Here is a 17703-nt window from a genome sequence, read left to right on the forward strand (position 1 = left end):
CTAAACTGGGTCTCCGCCGTGTTGCCGTTGAAGGCAACCGGCGGCTGAGCTGGCTATCCACGCTCAACCACCGCATCATGGCACTCTTTTATTCGTCGGTACTTTTTGCCAGCCTAACTATGTCTCCACCACCTTCTGAATCGACTTCCTCACCACTAAGCGGCTTTTTTGGCGTATTTCGCTATAGCCGACGTGCACTTGGCTTAGTCTGGGAAACCTCTCGCTGGATGATGCTTGGGCTGGCGCTGTGCACGCTGGTCGCAGGGGTTCTACCTGCCGTGGCGGCCTGGGTGGGTCAATTGATTGTGGATGGGGTGGTAAGTGCCATGGAGGCCCATCAAGCAGCCAATGATCCCAATCTACTAGCGTCCATCACACCGGTGCTAACGCTGGTGGGGATCGAAGCCGTGATTATTGCGCTCATTGCCCTGGCCCAGCGCGGCCTCTCAGCCCAACAGTCACTGCTGCGTGCGCTGCTGGGGCAGAAGGTCAATGTGATGATTCTGGAGAAAGCGGGACAACTGTCACTTAGCCAGTTTGAAGATTCAGAGCTTTACGACCAGCTCACGCGAGCGCGCCGTGAAGCATCTACGCGCCCGCTTGCACTGGTGAATAAAACCTTTGGGCTGCTGCAAAACGCTATCTCGCTGGGTAGCTTCGGCGTGCTACTGGTGCAGTTCTCCCCTTGGGCGCTGCTGATTTTGGTGGCAGGCGCCCTACCGGTATTTATCTCAGAGGCCAAATTCTCGGGCGATGCTTTCAGGCTGTTTCGCTGGCGCTCGCCGCAAACCCGTATGCAGATCTATTTAGAGACGGTGCTGGCAAGGGAAGACAGCATTAAAGAGGTCAAACTGTTTGGCCTTGAAGGGCTGTTTCTCAAGCGCTATCGCGACATTTTTACCAAATTGTTTGCAGAGGATCGCCGCCTAACTTTGCGTCGTGAAAGCTGGGGGTTTCTGCTCGGCCTGCTTGGCACCTTAACCTTTTACGCCGCCTACGCCTGGGTGGTGATTGAAACGATTGCCGGGGCGCTGACCCTGGGTCAGATGACCATGTACCTGATGGTCTTCAAGCAGGGTCAGGCCGCGCTCTCCGCAAGCCTCACCGCGATCAGCGGCATGTACGAGGATAACCTCTACCTCTCCAATCTTTATGAGTATCTTGAACAGCCAGTGGAGGGAGAGAGCGGTACACTCACTCAGGGGGCACTGCCCGGTGACGGGCTGCGCTTTGAGCACGTTAGCTTCTCCTACCCTGGCGGCGACTCTGTTCTCCAAGATCCGGTTCTTCACGATATCTCGCTGCACCTCTGCCCTGGGCAGAGCCTGGCTTTGGTAGGCGAAAACGGCTCGGGTAAGACGACCCTTATCAAGCTGCTCACGCGGCTCTACCACCCAACCCAAGGCCGAATTCTGTTAGATGGTAGCGACCTGCGGGATTGGAGTACCCAAGCACTACGTGAACGCACCGGGGTGATTTTTCAGGACTTCGTGCGCTATCAGTTGCAGGTGGGCGAAAACCTTGGTGTCGGCGATACTCATGCCTTTAACGACCAAGAAAGGTGGCAGAACGCCGCTCGTCACGGTATGGCGGATGAGTTTATTACCCGCATGGCCAACGGCTACAAAACCCAGCTTGGCCGCTGGTTTAAAAATGGCCAAGAGCTCTCTGGTGGCCAGTGGCAGAAAATTGCCCTCTCCCGAGCGTATATGCGCGAAAACGCGGACATTTTGGTACTGGATGAACCTACCGCTGCCATGGATGCTGCCGCAGAAGCCGAAATATTTGCCCGCTTTCGCGAGCACAGCCGCGATAAAATGGCGATATTGATCTCTCACCGTTTTTCCACAGTACGCAGCGCTGATCTCATTCTGGTTATTGATCAAGGGCATATCGTTGAACGCGGCACCCATGAAGAACTCCTGGCCACTGCAGGCCGCTATGCGAAACTATTTCAACTCCAGGCAGCGGGTTATAAATAGCCACTAAAATATTAATAATTCTTATTATAATTATGTTTAAACTCTTACCACGCTAATTAAAACCTCGAACGTGAACAAACGTCACAAGCGTTACAAATCTGTCGACCGTTCTAACGCTTTAAAGGTAATGTGCTCTCATGGTTTGACACTACAGGAGTGGCACATATGAACCGTCTTCATCAGATAAGAGTTAAGTATGCTCTTGCCTTTATCAGCGTTGCGTTAGCACTACTGGTTATTGTGGTAGCCGATGCACTGCTGGTTAATATGGTAAAAAGCCGTTTAGATACGTTTATCACCAACTATATTCCGGCGACTTCAGCCACACTCAACGGCGACCGAGACCTTTATCAAGCACGCGTTGCTGAGATTGAGTATCTGTTATCTGACCCCAGCTCCGAGCGAGCAACAGCGTTAATCGCCGAGTTTGAAGAGAATGCTCAGCAGGCTTATGACCGCATGGGGCTCTACGCCGAACTAATGCAGAACTACCCAGAGCTAACCAAGCAACTAGCTAACTTTGAAACGCTGTATAGCGATTGGAAACAAGAGGCAACACGTGTTTTTGAGCTGCACCAAAGCGGTAATACCGCAGCAGCATTAACGATGCTATCCGGTTCATCATTAGACGACTTTAATGCACTGCGTGATATATATGATGTATCGGGAATAAATATTGAGACAGCCACTTATCAAGCAGAAGCAGCGGTGGTTGATAGAATCCAAGTGCAGCAAACATCCACTATTATTGTTGCTTTAATCATCTTTATTGCTGCAACGCTTATTGCGCTACTGGGGCCGCTAATGATGTCTCGGGCTATCCGTCAAATTAGTGGACGTATTAAAGAGATTACCGAAGGCGATGGCGATCTAACCGCGCGGATTGAGAGTCAACGCCGTGATGAAATTGGTGAATTGGCACAACAGTTCAATGCCTTTATTAAACGCATTGACGATACGCTTCAGTCAGTTAGCAGCAGTACCGTTAGCCTGCAGCATGCATCTACTGAAATTGCCAAAGGCAGTCAGGAGCTTGCGGCACGTACTGAGCAAGCTGCTGCGAATTTACAGCAAACCTCTGCTTCGATGGAGCAAATCGCAGCAGTGGTCAACAACGCCTCTGATTCTGCCCAGCAGGCTGACCAGTTGGCGCTTTCAACCCGGGATCTCGCTCAACAGGGTTTGCACTCCATGCACAGTGTTGAGCAGACAATGGATACGATTAACGACTCTTCCTCTGAAATCAGCAGCATCGTCAACCTTATTGATAGCATCGCTTTTCAAACCAATATCCTGGCGCTGAATGCGTCTGTAGAGGCCGCCCGCGCAGGCGAGCATGGCCGAGGCTTTGCGGTAGTTGCCCAAGAGGTACGTATATTGGCCAGCCGCTCAAGTGATGCATCCAAAAACATTGCCACTCTGATCAATACGTCGTTAAACCGCACAAAGGTGGGCGTTGACCAAGTGAAACAAACCGGCGTCACCATGCAGGAGATGGTAAAAAGCATCGAGCGTGTGGCGGACGTGATTGCTGAGATCAGTGCTGGTGCTAAAGAACAGAGTGTAGGTATCGGTCAAGTAAATGACGCAGTCAACGAGCTGGATAGCATGACCCAGCACAATGCCTCCATGGTAGAAGAGTCCAGCGCTGCGGCGGCGGAACTAAGAGAACAAGCCGACCGACTGGGCGTGCTAGTGGGAGGCTTCAAGCTCAGCAATGCTAACGCGCAACCAGCTCTTGGCAAAGCAGCGCTTGCCCCTACAGCTAATAAGCCCTCACCTACGCCTAATGTCCCGCGTCGTTTGGCGAGCTCACAGCAGCCTGAATGGGAGTCGTTTTAAGCAATCCCCCCTTAGTTTTCTAAGTATCCTTGGACTTATACTGAGTCCAAGGAAGTTTCGTTACCGGCTTATATGCTCATCCATTTCAGCAAGCTCTTCGTCTAGCCGCAGCCGCTCATCGTAGTCATCAAAGGTATATGTATGCTGTCTGGTGCTTTAATTATTGATGATGATTGTAGTGTCCAACTATTGGGCAGAATGCTACTACGCCAGCACGGTTATCAGGTGGTGACGGCAAGCAGTTTTGGCGAGCTGGTGCGCCAACCCGACCTACTCAATGTCGAGCTGATCTTGCTTGATCTCGGGCTAGGTGAATTTACGAGCCTTGATATTCTGGAATATCTTTATGATTTACGCTTAAACGCTTCAATTTTATTAATTAGCAATTATACGGAAGAAACTGCCGCGCATGCGCTTGCTGCAGGTGAAGCAAAAGGCTTGAAAATGCTAGGTTTCCTACCTAAATCCAAGCTACTCACCGGTCTAACGACATTTTTGGGGCCATTAAAAAAAGCGCCCAAAGCGCCTACAAGCGTTGAATTGGCGAAGGCCATTCGTGAACAACAGCTTTTTCTAGCTTTTCAACCCCAAATAAGCCTGCAACAAGGCACTCAACAAGGGCAGGTTATTGGCGTTGAAGCGCTGGTACGCTGGCAAGACCCTCAACGCGGCGTGCTATACCCCGACAGTTTTATACCTCTAGCAGAGCAAAACGACCTGATGCTTCCACTCACTTGGTACGTTATTGAGCTTGCCATGAAGCAGCAAGCCCAATGGTTGTCACAAGGGTGGGACTTAGACGTCTCGATAAATATACCGGCGGCCTTTATTCAAGCAGAAGGCGTACTAGACGCGTTTGATCAACTCACCCAAGCGCATCATGCTGTGCTTAGCAAGATCACCCTGGAACTCACCGAAACAGCGGGGGTTGAGTGCTTGGGCTACGCTAGCTACGTGCTCAAAGCGTTGCGACAACGGGGCTGCAAACTGGCGTTAGATGACTTTGGTACCGGCCACTCTTCGCTGACACAGCTCTATCGGTTGCCTTTCAGCGAGCTCAAAATTGACCGTAGCTTTGTCTCACTGATCGATCAGGACAAAGAAGCACTGGTGATAACAGAGTCGATTGTCGACTTAGGCAAACGCCTGGGACTGACTGTTGTCGCCGAAGGTATCGAAACGTCGGCACAGTTCACTCGGCTTGTTGAAGCCGGGTGTACTGTTGGACAAGGCTACGGTATTGCACACCCGTTAACCGCCGACGCTTTCAACACCTGGTTACGCGAGTACTCACCGTCCGCCCCCTAATAACGCATCAAACGAACATGCTTTCTTGCTCCAAAGCCAGCTTAGTAGTGGCCTCAAGAGCAACTAAACGCTCCAGATAGATCATCAATTCGCTTAATGGGGCTTCTAGCGCTGCTTGCTCCAATTGGCTTGCTTGCTCAGCAATCGCAGCACAGCCTAGAGAGGAAGCGGCACCCTTTAGTGAATGGGCTTCTAGGCACAAGGCTTGTCGATCCTCTGACTGCCAGTAGGCATTCAAGCGAGCGATGCGCTCACCAAGCCGTGTTAAAAACGTGGTCAGCAGCGCATCCAGTGCCTTGGGTTCAAAGGTACTTTGCAGCTCTTCGCAAAGACGCTTATCGAGTACTTGAACTGCCCCAGCGCTATCACCCAGCGATTCGGGGCTTTTAATAGGAACGGTAGCGTGAATACTGACAGATTCAACGCTTTCATCATTTAACAGATAGCGGCCAATCACCTGATGCAACTCATCGCGCGTAAAAGGCTTGTGAATCATATCGTCCATGCCGCTTTGAATGCAGCGCTCTCGGTGCTCAGGCATCACATTGGCGGTCATCGCCACTATGGGCAACTTAGGCAGTTGATGCACAGCTTCATAATCGCGCCAGCGTTGGGTGGTTTCCGTGCCATCCAGCTTAGGCATCTGCATATCCATTAACACCAAATCAAATCGACCATGGTCTGCTTTCAACTGATCGAGCGCTTCCTGGCCGTTCTCTGCAACCGATACCTGCTGGCCAAGGCGCTCAAGCATGACGCGTGCCACCGTTTGATTTAGCGGGTTATCCTCTACCACCAAGATATGGTGATGGGAGGGCATTGCTGGCGGGTGTTCACCGCTTTGGTAAATGGCCAAGGGTTCGGTTTCCGGCAGGCTGACGGTGAACCAGAATCGACTGCCGAGCCCCTGCTGGCTGTTAACACCTATCTCGCCCTGCATGGCATCGACCAACCGCTTACAGATTGCGAGCCCAAGCCCCGTGCCTTCGTGACGACGCGCCATTGAGGTATCCACTTGCGAGAACGCCGAGAACAGCTGTGCTTGATCCGCTTCCGCGATACCACAGCCAGTATCGTGTACCTCCATAAGAATATTATCGTCTCCAAGAGGTTTTATCTGGCATTTGACGAACCCCTCTTCCGTGAACTTCAAGGCATTATTGATTAAGTTCATCATGACTTGGCGCAGCCGCGCGATGTCTCCCAGCACATAACGGGGCAGCGCCGGGTCGATAGCGTAACTAAAGGAGACCTTCGCCTTTGGTTCGCGGAGGGTATAGCTTTCACAAAGCTGGTCGATGCATTGGTGAAGATCAAACGGCTGGATATCCAGATCGAGGCGCCCCGACTCAATTTTGGTGTAGTCGAGAATATCGTTGATCACCGCGCGTAGACTCTCCGCACTGCGCTTAAGAGCGGCTAAATAAGTCTCAGCACTTGTTGTTTTAACCTCCTCGCTTAACAAATCCGCCATACCCACGACACCATTTAACGGGGTTCGAATTTCATGACTCATCACCGCCATAAACTCAGATTTTGCCAGACTCGCTTTCTCTGCTTGCCTAGCTACCTCATTTAGCTCTTGGCTCTTGGTTTCTAACGCCTGAGCCTTACGATGACTGGAGCGCCCTTCTAGAATCAGCGCGCGAACCAACATGCCACCTGAAAGCATTAACAGGACAATAAGCAACAGCACCAATCCGTTGAGACTTGTCAATGCGCGGTGTTCCTCACTATGCATATGGGAAACATGGGCGTTGGTTTCGATCAAAATGTTACCGCTGAGTTGCTGTAGCTCAGCCGTTTGCTGCAGGAGGATAGCCGTTAACTCGCTATTTAACTGGGTAGGGTGGTCCCATACCGTTTCGAGTAGGGTTTCCATCTCTAGAATGCGGATGTGAGCTTGTTGAATGACCGCCTCAATATCCTCGAGTTTCGCCACGACTTTTCCTATTTCACCTTGAAAAAAAAGTGATTGTCGGCTGAAGAGAATCTCAAAACGCAGCAACACATCATCAACCGTAGCCTTCCCAGCACTCGTTTCGAATAGCGACAAGCGCAATTCGCGCACCTCTCGATCAAACTGATACCCGGCCCATAACACATTTTCGAGCAACCGCTCCTCCTGCGCATGCTGACGGTTATAAATAACCCCACCGGTGGTTAGCGCTGAAAGAAAAAAAAGGATCGCCGAGAATGTAGCGACCCTGGTACGGCGGGAAAAATAGAACTTAAAAAAAGCCAGCATGATTGCTACTCGGTTATATTACTCAACGTCGATTCGTGTCACCTGCCACACAGAGCGCGAAAATATCTCTTCATCTAGCAGTTCGGGGTGCTGGTCAAAGGGATAAATGACAAATAGCGGCCCCTGATCACGAATTCGCAGCGCTTTGCCGTTTGCCTGCATAGCCAGAATGACATCGTAATTCTCAAAATCGCTGATAGGCACCGTCGCGGCGTACTCATTCAACGCTACCACACGAATATTCTCCCCCTCGGCACCGACGGCTTCCAGGATAGCTCGCCCCAATGGGCCAGAGAAGCGCATCACGCCGTCGTGCCAGGGCGTGCGGGTAATCGTTTCGTGCTGCGCCAAGCCTTCTAGCATCGCTTTATCAAAATGGGCTTCGTCACCCACATTCGTCTGCCCCACCTTTCCACTCACCACCAATATCACCGGGCCTTCAGGTACTTCCAGGGCGATAGTGTGGGTCGACAGCAAGGCAAGTCCTACCGCGACGATGAAAACCACGAATTTAACAACCATAGGGCGACGTATCATGCTGCACCTCGGTGCTGACCGTTGAAAGTGCAGAAATTGTATATCGGCCGTTGGCGGGCTAACTGTGAACCTTTGTGTCAACGCATCATCATCCACTAAACTTAACGCGTGAGCTTGCCGCCTCTACACGGGTGACATTTATAAGACGACAATAAGGGAAATTAGCATGCATATTGGCGTACTTGAAGATGACCTCGACCAACAGGCCTTTATTGAGCAGTGCCTACTAACGGCAGAACACCAAGTCTCGCTGTTTAGTCGCTCTAGCGAGCTTCGCCGGGCGACGCAGCAGCACACCTTTGACCTGCTCATTATCGATTGGCGCCTGCCCGACAGCGACGGCATGGATGTGGTTGCTCATCTTCGCCAGCACGACAGCTGGCATGGGCCAATCCTGTTTATTACCGCCAGCCAGGGCGAAGACGATGTTGTTAAAGCCCTGGAGCGAGGCGCCGATGATTTTCTCGCCAAGCCCCTTCGCCCCAGTGAGCTGATTGCCAGAGTGAGTGCGTTAGGTAGACGCTCTGGCTATGCCACATCGCGCCCTGCACCGGCCTGTCCCGAGATATTTACCCTGCATACCGATGAGCACTACATCAGCGTGGCGGGCGACGCCATTGATTTAACCGAACGTGAATACCGGTTAGCCACGCTGTTTTTCTCTAAAATGGGTGAGCTAATTACCCGTGCGCACTTACTAGAGCTGGTGTGGGGCATTAAAGGGGATATTTCGACGCGTACCGTTGACACCCACGTAAGCCGCCTACGCCGCAAGCTGGAACTGGATGGTCGGCATGGCCTGCGTCTACGTAGCGTTTACCAATCGGGGTATCGCATGGAAACTTGCCAGCCCCCCCACCTTGAACAAGTCGCTAAATAGATTGACGCTCATATAAGCATCGGTTAAAACATAAGAGCTCCCCTTTAAGGGGCAGTTCTTTTTTATTAACGAAACTTTTTCAGAGACCTTCTCATGCGCTGGCAAATCCCCGCGACACGAATGAATAAGCTGCATCGCATTATTAATAATGCGGTATCAGCTTATTATTGTCGCGCGCCAGAGATGTAAAGAGGAAATTGGCCGCGGCAAGTGTCGCGGCCATGTTGTTTTATCGTTACCTTTGAGACTCCCTGATCGCGATGTTGCCCGGCCTCCTAACCCAGGAGACCGACCCCATGGCAATCGCAACCATTACCCGCAAACTACTCAGCGCTTTCACCCACTATCGTACCCAGCGGCGCTTTTACGAAGACCCGCGCTTTCATGACCCGCACCTGTTAAAAGATATCGGTTTACGCTGGGAGCAGGGCCAGCTGGTATCCATTCATGGTGTAGAGGAACCAAGTCAGCGCAACCAACGCCATCAGGCTGAAACCCGCGATGCCTACGAAAAATGTCCACACTGTGGGAGTAGGTTGGCATAGCCAACGCCCCGGTCACAGGAAGTGGCCGGGGCGTTTTCAGTGGCGTGCCACGCCTGGCGCGCAATAAAAAAGCCGATCCATTGGATCGGCCAAGCTGATGGGATATTGCACAGCATGGGGAATACTGTGCAGAGATGCCTGGGGAAGGCATCGCCAAAACGCCGGGTTAGGCGGCTTGGCGATGCCCTCCCAAAGAGTTGCGTCCTTTCCGGGAGTAGCTGCCTTTACCTTTTTTCGGGGTTTGCTGCTGCATTTTAAACATCGGCGTTCGCAGCTGCGCTTTTAAAGCGTTGTCTTTTATCTTGCGCTGTTTCATCGTTTTCTCCATTCTTTTAAAGATGCCTGCCTGGGCAGGCACCCACTACGACACATACTATTAATTGAAGTTCATCGTTTAGCGTTTCAAGTCCTGGTTATTCATTCCTCTTACTCATCCCAGAGCGGCGCTATTTCAGGGTTGGCGATACGCTCTTTACGATCCAACTTGGCGATTTCCGTCATCTCGCTGTCGCTCAAGACTATGTCAAAGGCGGCAATGTTGCTTTGAATATTTCGCGCCTTGGTCGATGAAGGAATCGTAATCATATTGCGCTGTTTTACCCAAGCAAGGGCAATTTGCGCGGGCGTGGCGTTATGCGCGTCGGCGATCTGCTTAAGGGTTGGGTCATCCATGACTTTACCCACGGCCAGGGGCATAAAGGCAGTAATTTGAATGCCATGCTGCTCGCAGTGATCGACCAGTTTACGGTTCTGTAAGAAAGGATGAACCTCGATCTGATTGGTGAGAATTTCACCTTTACCCAGAATGCTAACCGCTTCGTCCACCTGGGCGATGGTAAAGTTGGAAATGCCGATATTGCGCGCTTTACCCTCGGCTTTGACCTCTTTTAGCGCCGTCAGGTAATCGACCATCGGCACTTCATCCTCTGGGGACGGCCAGTGGATCAGCAGCAGGTCAACGTAATCGGTGCCTAATTTCTGCAGGCTTTCGTCCACGCTGGCTTTAAGCGTTGTGGGCTCAAGATTATCGAACCACACCTTGGTGGTTAGGAAAATATCGCTGCGTGGCACGCTGCTGTCGCGAATCGCCTCCCCTACCCCTTTTTCATTGCCATAAAACTGTGCCGTGTCGATGTGTCGATACCCGACCTCAAGCGCTGTGTGGATACTCTGCTTGAGCGTATCGCCTTCCAGGCGAAAAGTACCGAAACCGGGGTTGGGTATCACAGTCTGCATCATTAACATCCTTTTCTATTGATAGCGTGTTAACTAATATGGGGTGGAGACCGCCCCACTTCAACCCCGTTGTTTATTGTTCCCTGATCAACAGTAGTGCCATCAACGCAATAAAAGAGCGATAACCACTACCGCCAACACTAGCGACACCCCCTTCCAGAACAGCACCGGATCACGTTCCAGCAGCGGTAACTGGGCGCGCTTCAGCATGTCTGGGCTTGGCGAGCGTAGCTCGAAGATAAACTCCGAAAGCGCCGGAAAGCGTTTGTGGGGAGTGGGATGTAATGCCTTTTTGAGCACCTCATCCACCCAGGCGGGCAGTTCACGGTTCTCGCTAAGCGCCGATTGGTAGGCAAGCTTATGCTGCGCTGCCCGAGTGCGAGTTTTGGCCACCTCGGTGCCATAGGGCAGCGTGCCGGTTAGCATCTGATAGGTAATCACTGCCAGTGAGTACTGATCCGAACGGGGCGTGCCTCCTTCACCCAGAAAATACTCCGGCGCGGTGTACTGGGCAGTGCCTAGAATATCGTCGCTAGCCGCCCCGACCTCTTCGGCAAGGCCCGCCACCTTGGCAGCGCCAAAATCGATCAGCTTCACCGTTCCGTGGCTATCGATCATGACGTTATCGGGGCGTAAATCCTGATGCAGCATTTCCAGGCGATGAAAGGCGCGTAGCCCCTTGGCAATCTGCTCGACGATGGGACGAACGCTGGCTAATTCGGCGTTGGGGTGGTCACGCATCCACTGGGTCAGGGTTTGCCCTTCGATATACGCCAGCACGGTGTAAAGGTAGCGGCGAGGGCGCTCTTGGGCGGGGGCTTTAAGCACGTGCTGATTATCGATGCGTCGGGCAATCCACTCTTCGCGCACAAACCGCTCGATACTCGCCGAGTCTTGGCTTAGCTCGGTTGAGAGGGTTTTAAGTGCCACCTTCTCGCCACTCGCTACCTCTTCCGCCAGGTAGACATGGCTGCGGCTGCTGGCATGCAGTTGACGCACAATGCGGTAGCCATCCAGCTCACTTCCTGCGCGCAATTCAGACGGTGACGGCAGTGTGCCCAGCGCCGCGTAGAGTTCATTAGCGTGGCGCTCAGGCAGCGAATCAATGCGCACAATTTGCACGGTGAGGTTGTCATCGCTGCCATGATCGATGGCAGCCGCGATTAGCGCCTCAGCCGCCGCATCGAGATCGCCCCAATGGGCATGAATCAGCGCGGCCATTTCAGCGCCGGTTAGCCACTCATAAACACCGTCGGTAGTGAGTACAAACACATCGCCCTCACTCAGCGATACCGAGCAATAATCCAGCTCCAGGTGCTGGCTGGCCCCCATGGCGCGGCTTAAATGACTGACTTCCCGGGATGCCCAGAAGCGATGATCCTCGGTCAGTGGCTCCAGCGTATTGCCGGCGAGCTGATAGATACGGCTATCGCCAACGTGAAACAGGTGCGCAGTGGTGGATTTAATCACCATCGCGCTGAGGGTACACACATAGCCACGATCCAGGTTATAGCGATACTGGCTCTGCCGGGTTTGGGCATAAAGCCATGCATTGGTGGCCTGCAGCACCCGCTGGGCGGAGGTTTTAACCGCCCAGGTGGCGGGGGTGGCGTAGTAGTCTGTTAAGAAACCGCCCACTGCTGCTTCGCTCGCTTCCCGGCTCACTTCGCTGCTGCTGATCCCATCCGCTAACGCGATCGCAATCCCTTTGGTGGCGCGCAGGGAGTCGCTGGGTAGATAAGCGCCGTAAAAATCCTGATTGCTTGGCTTGCGCCCTTTATCAGAGTGCTGGCCGAGCGAAATGGTCAGCGCTGCCATTATGCTTCCCCTAAAAAAAGCCTCCGCCGGAGCGAAGGCTTGGTTAATGACAAACTCTATTGCAACTTTATCGAGGTCTGAACCAACCCGTAGCGGGGGTCTTTCGCCATGGATGGAGAAAGTAGCGCCCAAGGATGGGTCTACAGCGCCCCCGCATAGGGTTGTTCAGACCGTTTGAATGCACAAGGCTCGCTCACCGTAGTTAATCATAGGGCTTTCTGGGGCGCGGTACGCACGTGAGTGGTGTAGAGCGTGAGCCCCGTTAATGCCAAGCCACCGATCAAGTTACCCAGCACTACCGGAATTTCGTTCCAGATCAGGTAATCCATAATCGAGAAGTTACCGCCCATCATCAGCCCAGATGGGAATAGGAACATGTTGACCACCGAGTGCTCAAAGCCCATACCGAAGAACAGCATAATCGGCATCCACATGGCAATCACCTTACCGCTCACCGTGGTTGAGATCATCGCACCCACAACCCCCAGCGATACCATCCAGTTACACAATATGCCGCGAATAAAAATCGTCGCCATGCCGCCAGCGCCATACTCTTTATAACCAACCGTGCGTCCTTCACCTACTTCACCAATGACCCGCCCCACTTCGCTGGGTTCGGTGCTAAAGCCGTAGGTGAACACAATCGCCATGAGAAAGGCGACCGTTAATGCCCCACCAAAATTACCGATAAACACAATGCCCCAGTGCTTGAGAATACGATTAATCGTCACCCCAGGCCGTTTATCCAGCCACGCCAGCGGCGTTAACACAAACACCCCGGTCAACAGATCAAAGCCCATTAGATAGAGTATCGAGAAACCCACCGGAAACAGGATGGCGCCGATAATCGGGTAGCCGGTTTGCACCGCTACGGTCACCGCAAACACCGCCGCGATGGCCAAAATAGCCCCCGCCATAAAAGCGCGAATCAGCGCATCACGGGTAGACATGTGAAGCTTGGCTTCGCCAGCATCGACCATCTTGGTGGCAAATTCAGCAGGCAATAAGTAGGACATAGAGAGCTTTTCCTTGGTAGCTGGTTGTAAGGGTCAGAAGAATAAAATGCGCACCGCAAACCCTGCCGTTAAGGCGTGGTTTGCTGTGCAAAGCAAAAATTGGTGGCTAGGTTAGCGGGCGTCGTGGCGACTCTTTGCACCACACTGCCCACCACAATCAAACAGGGTGACGGTAAGGGAGTTGCGGAGAGTTTTTCGGGCATATCCGCCAGCGAGCCCACCAGCGACTGCTGTTCACTCTGGCTGGCGTTAGCCACCAGCATAATCGGCCACTCATCCGGCAGGCCTGCTTGGCGTAGGCCGTGGCAAATTGCACTCACTTTTGAAAGCCCCATATAAAACACCAGGGTTTCATCCTTGCGCGCCAGCGATGCCCAATCCGGCGTACCGTCTTCGCGGCATAGCTGGGCAGTCACAAAGCGCAGTTGCTGCGCATGACCGCGATCGGTGAGCGGAATGCCCATGCAGGCAGCGGCGGCTGAAGCAGCGGTGATCCCCGGCACAATGGCAGCGGGGATCTCGGCAGTGGCCAGGGCATCCAGCTCTTCGCCCATCCGCGCAAACACCGCCGGGTCGCCGCCTTTCAAGCGCACCACCGATTTACCTTCCCGGGCGAGTTTTACCATCAGCTCGCCGATCTCCGTTTGGGGTACACTGTGGTGGCCGCGGGCTTTGCCAACGTAGTAGCGTTCGCTGCCGCTAGGAATCAGCGCCAGAACGTCATCGCCCACCAAGCGGTCATATACCACGGCGTCCGCCTGCATAAGTAAGCGTGCGGCCTTGAGGGTTAACAGCTCCGCATCGCCGCTGCCTGCGCCAACCAGGTAAACCTGCCCGGCGCGGCACTCGCCACGCAGTGGCAAACGTATGTCTACAGCCTGCTGAACCCACGGCGTTAGCGCGCGGTGCGATAACCGCATAAAGGCGTTAAACCACTTCTGTAGCAAGGGGTTGCTTAGTGCGGGCATTGGGCCGTTCCTCTTCAATAAGTGATTTCAATTCGGGAATACAGCTACCGCACTGGGTGCCGCTGGCGAGCCTGGCGCCCAACGCTTCTACGCTGGTGTCGCCCTCGCGGATCGCATTGACGATGGTGGTTTGGCCTACTTGGTGGCAACTACATACCACCGGGCCGGTATCCGCAGCGCCGTCGTCGCAGCCGGCCAATAGGCGGCGGCGGTGGGTATCGCTCAGCGCCGCCTCGTTAAAACGCGCTTCCAGCCACGCCAACCCTGGCAACTCTTTGGGCGGGCCAACCATCAGCCACCAGCGCAATTGACCTCTTTCCACGCAGGCGGCGCGCAGACGTCCGTTAGTAGGGTCTTGGCTGATAACCGATACGTCGCCGGGCAGCCACGTTTTCAGTTGCGCCAACCAGTCATTAACCGACTGCGTATTGGCAAGCTGCCAGCGTTGGCAGCCGCGCATGGGAATACGTGTCCAGTAGGCACTGGTGCACCAAGGTGTTGATTCCGTTGCCCCTTCGGCGATCAGTAGAGTGGCCTGCCAATCAGTAGCAAGCGGCGCCAGCGCCACGGCGCCGTGCTTCGATTCAGGCTGCCCAGAGAGCGGATCGGTAATGCTGTCGATCAACGCGCTGCTTCTGGCCTGCTGGGTGAAGCAGTCAGTCCAGTGGATGGGCACGAAGACCTCACCACGGCGTTGAGCATTGGAGACCCGCACCCGAGCGCGAAATTCGCCTTTCTCGGCGGTTAACACCGCCAGCCCTTGATCGGTTACACCAGCGGTGTGGGCATCCTCTGGGTGAACATCCATAAAAGGTTCGGCGCGGTGATTCATTAACCGCGGTGAGCGAGCGGTGCGGGTCATGGTGTGCCACTGATCACGAATCCGGCCGGTGTTCAGACGCAGTGGGTAGGCGGCACTCAGCGCCTGTTCAGGCCCTTTGGGATGGATCGCCAGCAGCTTGGCGCGACCATTGGCGGTGGCAAACTCGCCATCCTCAAACAGCCGAGCAGTGCCATGGGGTGCGGCCTTTGTGACCGGCCATTGAATGGGGGCTAAGGCGTCGTAGCCATCCCGGCCCAGGCCCACCAAACCCGATATATCAAACAACCGCTGCGGGTTGCCGGGCACCGTGCTGTTATCAACACCGTTTTCAAGCCCGTTTTCAAACCCAGAGAGCTTGGCGTGCTCGTCGAAAATCTCCCAGGGGTGCGCGTAGTTAAACGCCTCGGCAAACCCCAACCGTTTCGCCACTTCGCAGATTATCCACCAGTCGTGGCGGGCCTCACCTGGGGGCGGCAGCATGCCCCGCTGGCGAGAAATACGTCGCTCGGAGTTAGTCACGGTGCCATCTTTTTCCGACCACCCCGAGGCGGGCAGCACAATGTCGGCATAAGGCAGTAGGTCGGTATGGGCAGCGCACTCGGAAACAATCACCAGCGGACATTTTTCCAGCGCAGCACGCACCCGCGCAGCATCGGGAAGGCTAATCGCGGGATTGGTGGCCATCACCCACAGCGCTTTTATTTCGCCACGCTCAATGGCTTCAAATAGCTCTACTGCTTTATAACCGGGCCCTTCCGGCAGGGTCGGCGTCAGGCTATCGGTGGCCCAGAAGCGGCTGACTAGATCGAGGGCGCCTGGGGTGTGGTAATCCATATGCGCGGCTAGCTGGTTGGCCAGCCCGCCTACTTCGCGCCCACCCATGGCGTTGGGCTGGCCGGTAATCGAGAACGGCCCTGCCCCTGGCAAACCGATTTTGCCGCCAGCCAAGTGACAGTTAATAATCGCGTTGCACTTATCGGTACCACTGGCGGATTGATTAACGCCCTGAGAGTAGAGGGTAACCACATGCAGTTGACTAGCGAACCAGTAGTAGAAGGTTTCCAGGCGCTCGGGGTCGACATCACAGGCCACCGCTACCTCTGCCACCGAGTTCGCGGTTTGCTGGGCCACCGCCAGGGTATCGTCAAACCCTTCAGTGTGGCGCTCAAGGTAGAGGGTATCGAGCTTGCGGCGCTTCGCCATCCACGCTAGCAGGCCGTTAAACAGGTAAGCATCGCTGCCTGGCTTAATCCCCAAGTAAAGGTCGGCGATTTCGCAGCTGTCGGTGACGCGGGGGTCGATCACCACCAAACGCATCAATGGATTGCGCTCTTTGGCCACTTTAATGCGCTGGTAAAGTACCGGGTGATTCCAAGCCAAGTTGGAACCCACCAACACGATCAGTTCCGCCTCTTCCAAATCCTCGTAGTTACACGGCACCGCATCGGCACCGAAGGCGCGCTTGTAGCCAACCACCGCTGAGGCCATGCACAGCCGCGAATTAGTATCTAAATGGGGCGTGCCCAAAAAGCCTTTAAACAGCTTATTGGCGACATAATAGTCTTCGGTAAGCAGCTGACCGGATAGGTACGCTGCCACACTGTGGTTGCCATACTCGGCCCGTAGGGTGTTTAAGCGTTCGGTAGTAGTGCTTAGGGCGGTGTCCCAGGAGACCTCAACACCATCAACGCGAGGGTGAGTCAGCCGCCCCTGTTGTCCCAAAGTTTCATGTAGCGCAGAACCTTTGACACACAGCCGCCCGAAGTTCGCCGGATGCTCGCGGTCGCCTTCTACAGCGCTCAGCGTGCCCGCGTCAACGGTTGCCGTTACACCACAGCCAACGCCGCAATAGGGGCAGGTGGTTTTGGCTTGCTGCGTCGTTGTGGACTGCTGCCCTGCTTTTGCCCCTCGCATAACACCTCCTCGGGTCGAACCTGAACGCCGTATATACGTATATAAATGCCGGGCATAAAAAAACGCCCAGTCCCATTCTCTAATGCGCTATATAAACGCATTAAGAGAAGAGGGCTGGACGTCGTTGCCACAGCGCACCTTCATCGGTGCATTACTCTTTACAATAGTCTCTTCAAACAAATGAAGATTTACTAACAGCTACACATTTTCTAACGGCTACTTATTTTTCTAACGGCTTTGGAATTGTTCGTTGCCATCGCCAAACAATGAGCGCTTATCCCTTGTTAACTTACTTATTGCCTAGGGAACTGCAAGAGCCAAGCCGACAATCGGATATATAAAATTTAATCATTTAAAAACATGTAGTTAAAAAATAAAAAATCATCACGCAACGCTCTTTTTCGCCCTGTGCACATGCTAAATGGTGCTTGAGAGTGCAGGCCACCTCTCTTTTCGCACCATCACCGTGCAGTCTATCCGAAGAGCCTGGCCACCGCTCACCCACCACCTAAACATAAGCAACTGAAGTTATTTAAAAAAATATGCTATACGGCCAGTTGGCTAGCTCCTTGCTTGTTACAGGGTA

13 protein-coding genes are annotated in these 17703 nt (G+C 53.8%); 5 read left to right on the plus strand and 8 right to left on the minus strand.

The annotated features are described in order from the left end of the window. Positions 1-119 precede the first annotated feature (119 nt). From ACW17M_RS12235 to ACW17M_RS12245, 3 genes are all read left to right on the plus strand, one after another. Entirely contained in the window at positions 120-1982 is a 1863-nt protein-coding gene (locus tag ACW17M_RS12235) for an ABC transporter ATP-binding protein (RefSeq protein ID WP_457547517.1), read from the plus strand. A gap of 165 nt (positions 1983-2147) precedes the next feature. Beyond that, positions 2148-3824, plus strand: coding sequence for a methyl-accepting chemotaxis protein (locus ACW17M_RS12240; protein ID WP_035538592.1), 1677 nt, complete (start codon positions 2148-2150; stop codon positions 3822-3824). A gap of 141 nt (positions 3825-3965) precedes the next feature. After that, positions 3966-5132 carry an EAL domain-containing response regulator gene (locus ACW17M_RS12245; protein WP_041157780.1) on the plus strand — a complete coding sequence of 389 codons (1167 nt, stop codon included), beginning with the start codon at positions 3966-3968 and terminating at the stop codon, positions 5130-5132. A 7-nt stretch (positions 5133-5139) separates the two neighbouring features. Here the strand turns inward: ACW17M_RS12245 and ACW17M_RS12250 are convergent, their stop codons facing one another. After that, entirely contained in the window at positions 5140-7380 is a 2241-nt protein-coding gene (locus ACW17M_RS12250; RefSeq protein ID WP_041157779.1) for an ATP-binding protein, read from the minus strand. An 18-nt stretch (positions 7381-7398) separates the two neighbouring features. Then, positions 7399-7917, minus strand: a complete 519-nt coding sequence (locus ACW17M_RS12255; protein ID WP_223828005.1) for a molybdopterin-dependent oxidoreductase — start codon at positions 7915-7917, stop codon at positions 7399-7401. A 166-nt stretch (positions 7918-8083) separates the two neighbouring features. On the opposite strand from ACW17M_RS12255, the gene ACW17M_RS12260 reads away from it, so the two are divergent. Next, positions 8084-8797: a response regulator transcription factor gene (locus tag ACW17M_RS12260; RefSeq protein ID WP_009287164.1), complete on the plus strand. Its 714-nt coding sequence runs from the start codon at positions 8084-8086 to the stop codon at positions 8795-8797. A 296-nt stretch (positions 8798-9093) separates the two neighbouring features. Continuing rightward, positions 9094-9342, plus strand: coding sequence for a hypothetical protein (locus tag ACW17M_RS12265; RefSeq protein WP_008957723.1), 249 nt, complete (start codon positions 9094-9096; stop codon positions 9340-9342). 166 nt (positions 9343-9508) lie between these two features. Here ACW17M_RS12265 and arfA read toward each other — a convergent pair whose 3' ends face one another. From arfA to ACW17M_RS12295, 6 genes are all read right to left on the minus strand, one after another. Further along, on the minus strand, positions 9509-9658 hold the full coding sequence (arfA, locus tag ACW17M_RS12270; RefSeq protein WP_008957724.1) for an alternative ribosome rescue factor ArfA: 150 nt from the start codon (positions 9656-9658) through the stop codon (positions 9509-9511). Between the two features lie 110 nt (positions 9659-9768). Further along, entirely contained in the window at positions 9769-10587 is an 819-nt protein-coding gene (gene dkgB / locus ACW17M_RS12275) for a 2,5-didehydrogluconate reductase DkgB (protein ID WP_457547518.1), read from the minus strand. A gap of 93 nt (positions 10588-10680) precedes the next feature. After that, a complete protein-coding gene (locus ACW17M_RS12280) occupies positions 10681-12396 on the minus strand; it encodes a bifunctional protein-serine/threonine kinase/phosphatase (RefSeq protein WP_278371067.1) in 1716 nt (571 codons plus the stop codon). Positions 12397-12602: 206 nt separating this feature from the next. Then, positions 12603-13412 carry a formate/nitrite transporter family protein gene (locus ACW17M_RS12285; RefSeq protein WP_008957727.1) on the minus strand — a complete coding sequence of 270 codons (810 nt, stop codon included), beginning with the start codon at positions 13410-13412 and terminating at the stop codon, positions 12603-12605. 68 nt (positions 13413-13480) lie between these two features. After that, positions 13481-14380: a uroporphyrinogen-III C-methyltransferase gene (gene cobA, locus ACW17M_RS12290; protein WP_039859250.1), complete on the minus strand. Its 900-nt coding sequence runs from the start codon at positions 14378-14380 to the stop codon at positions 13481-13483. Then, positions 14340-17117, minus strand: a complete 2778-nt coding sequence (locus ACW17M_RS12295) for a nitrate reductase (protein ID WP_457547519.1) — start codon at positions 17115-17117, stop codon at positions 14340-14342. The genes cobA and ACW17M_RS12295 overlap by 41 nt, the downstream gene beginning before the upstream one ends. Positions 17118-17703: the final 586 nt, after the last annotated feature.

Source organism: Vreelandella sp. 2A-K22 (assembly GCF_054065485.1).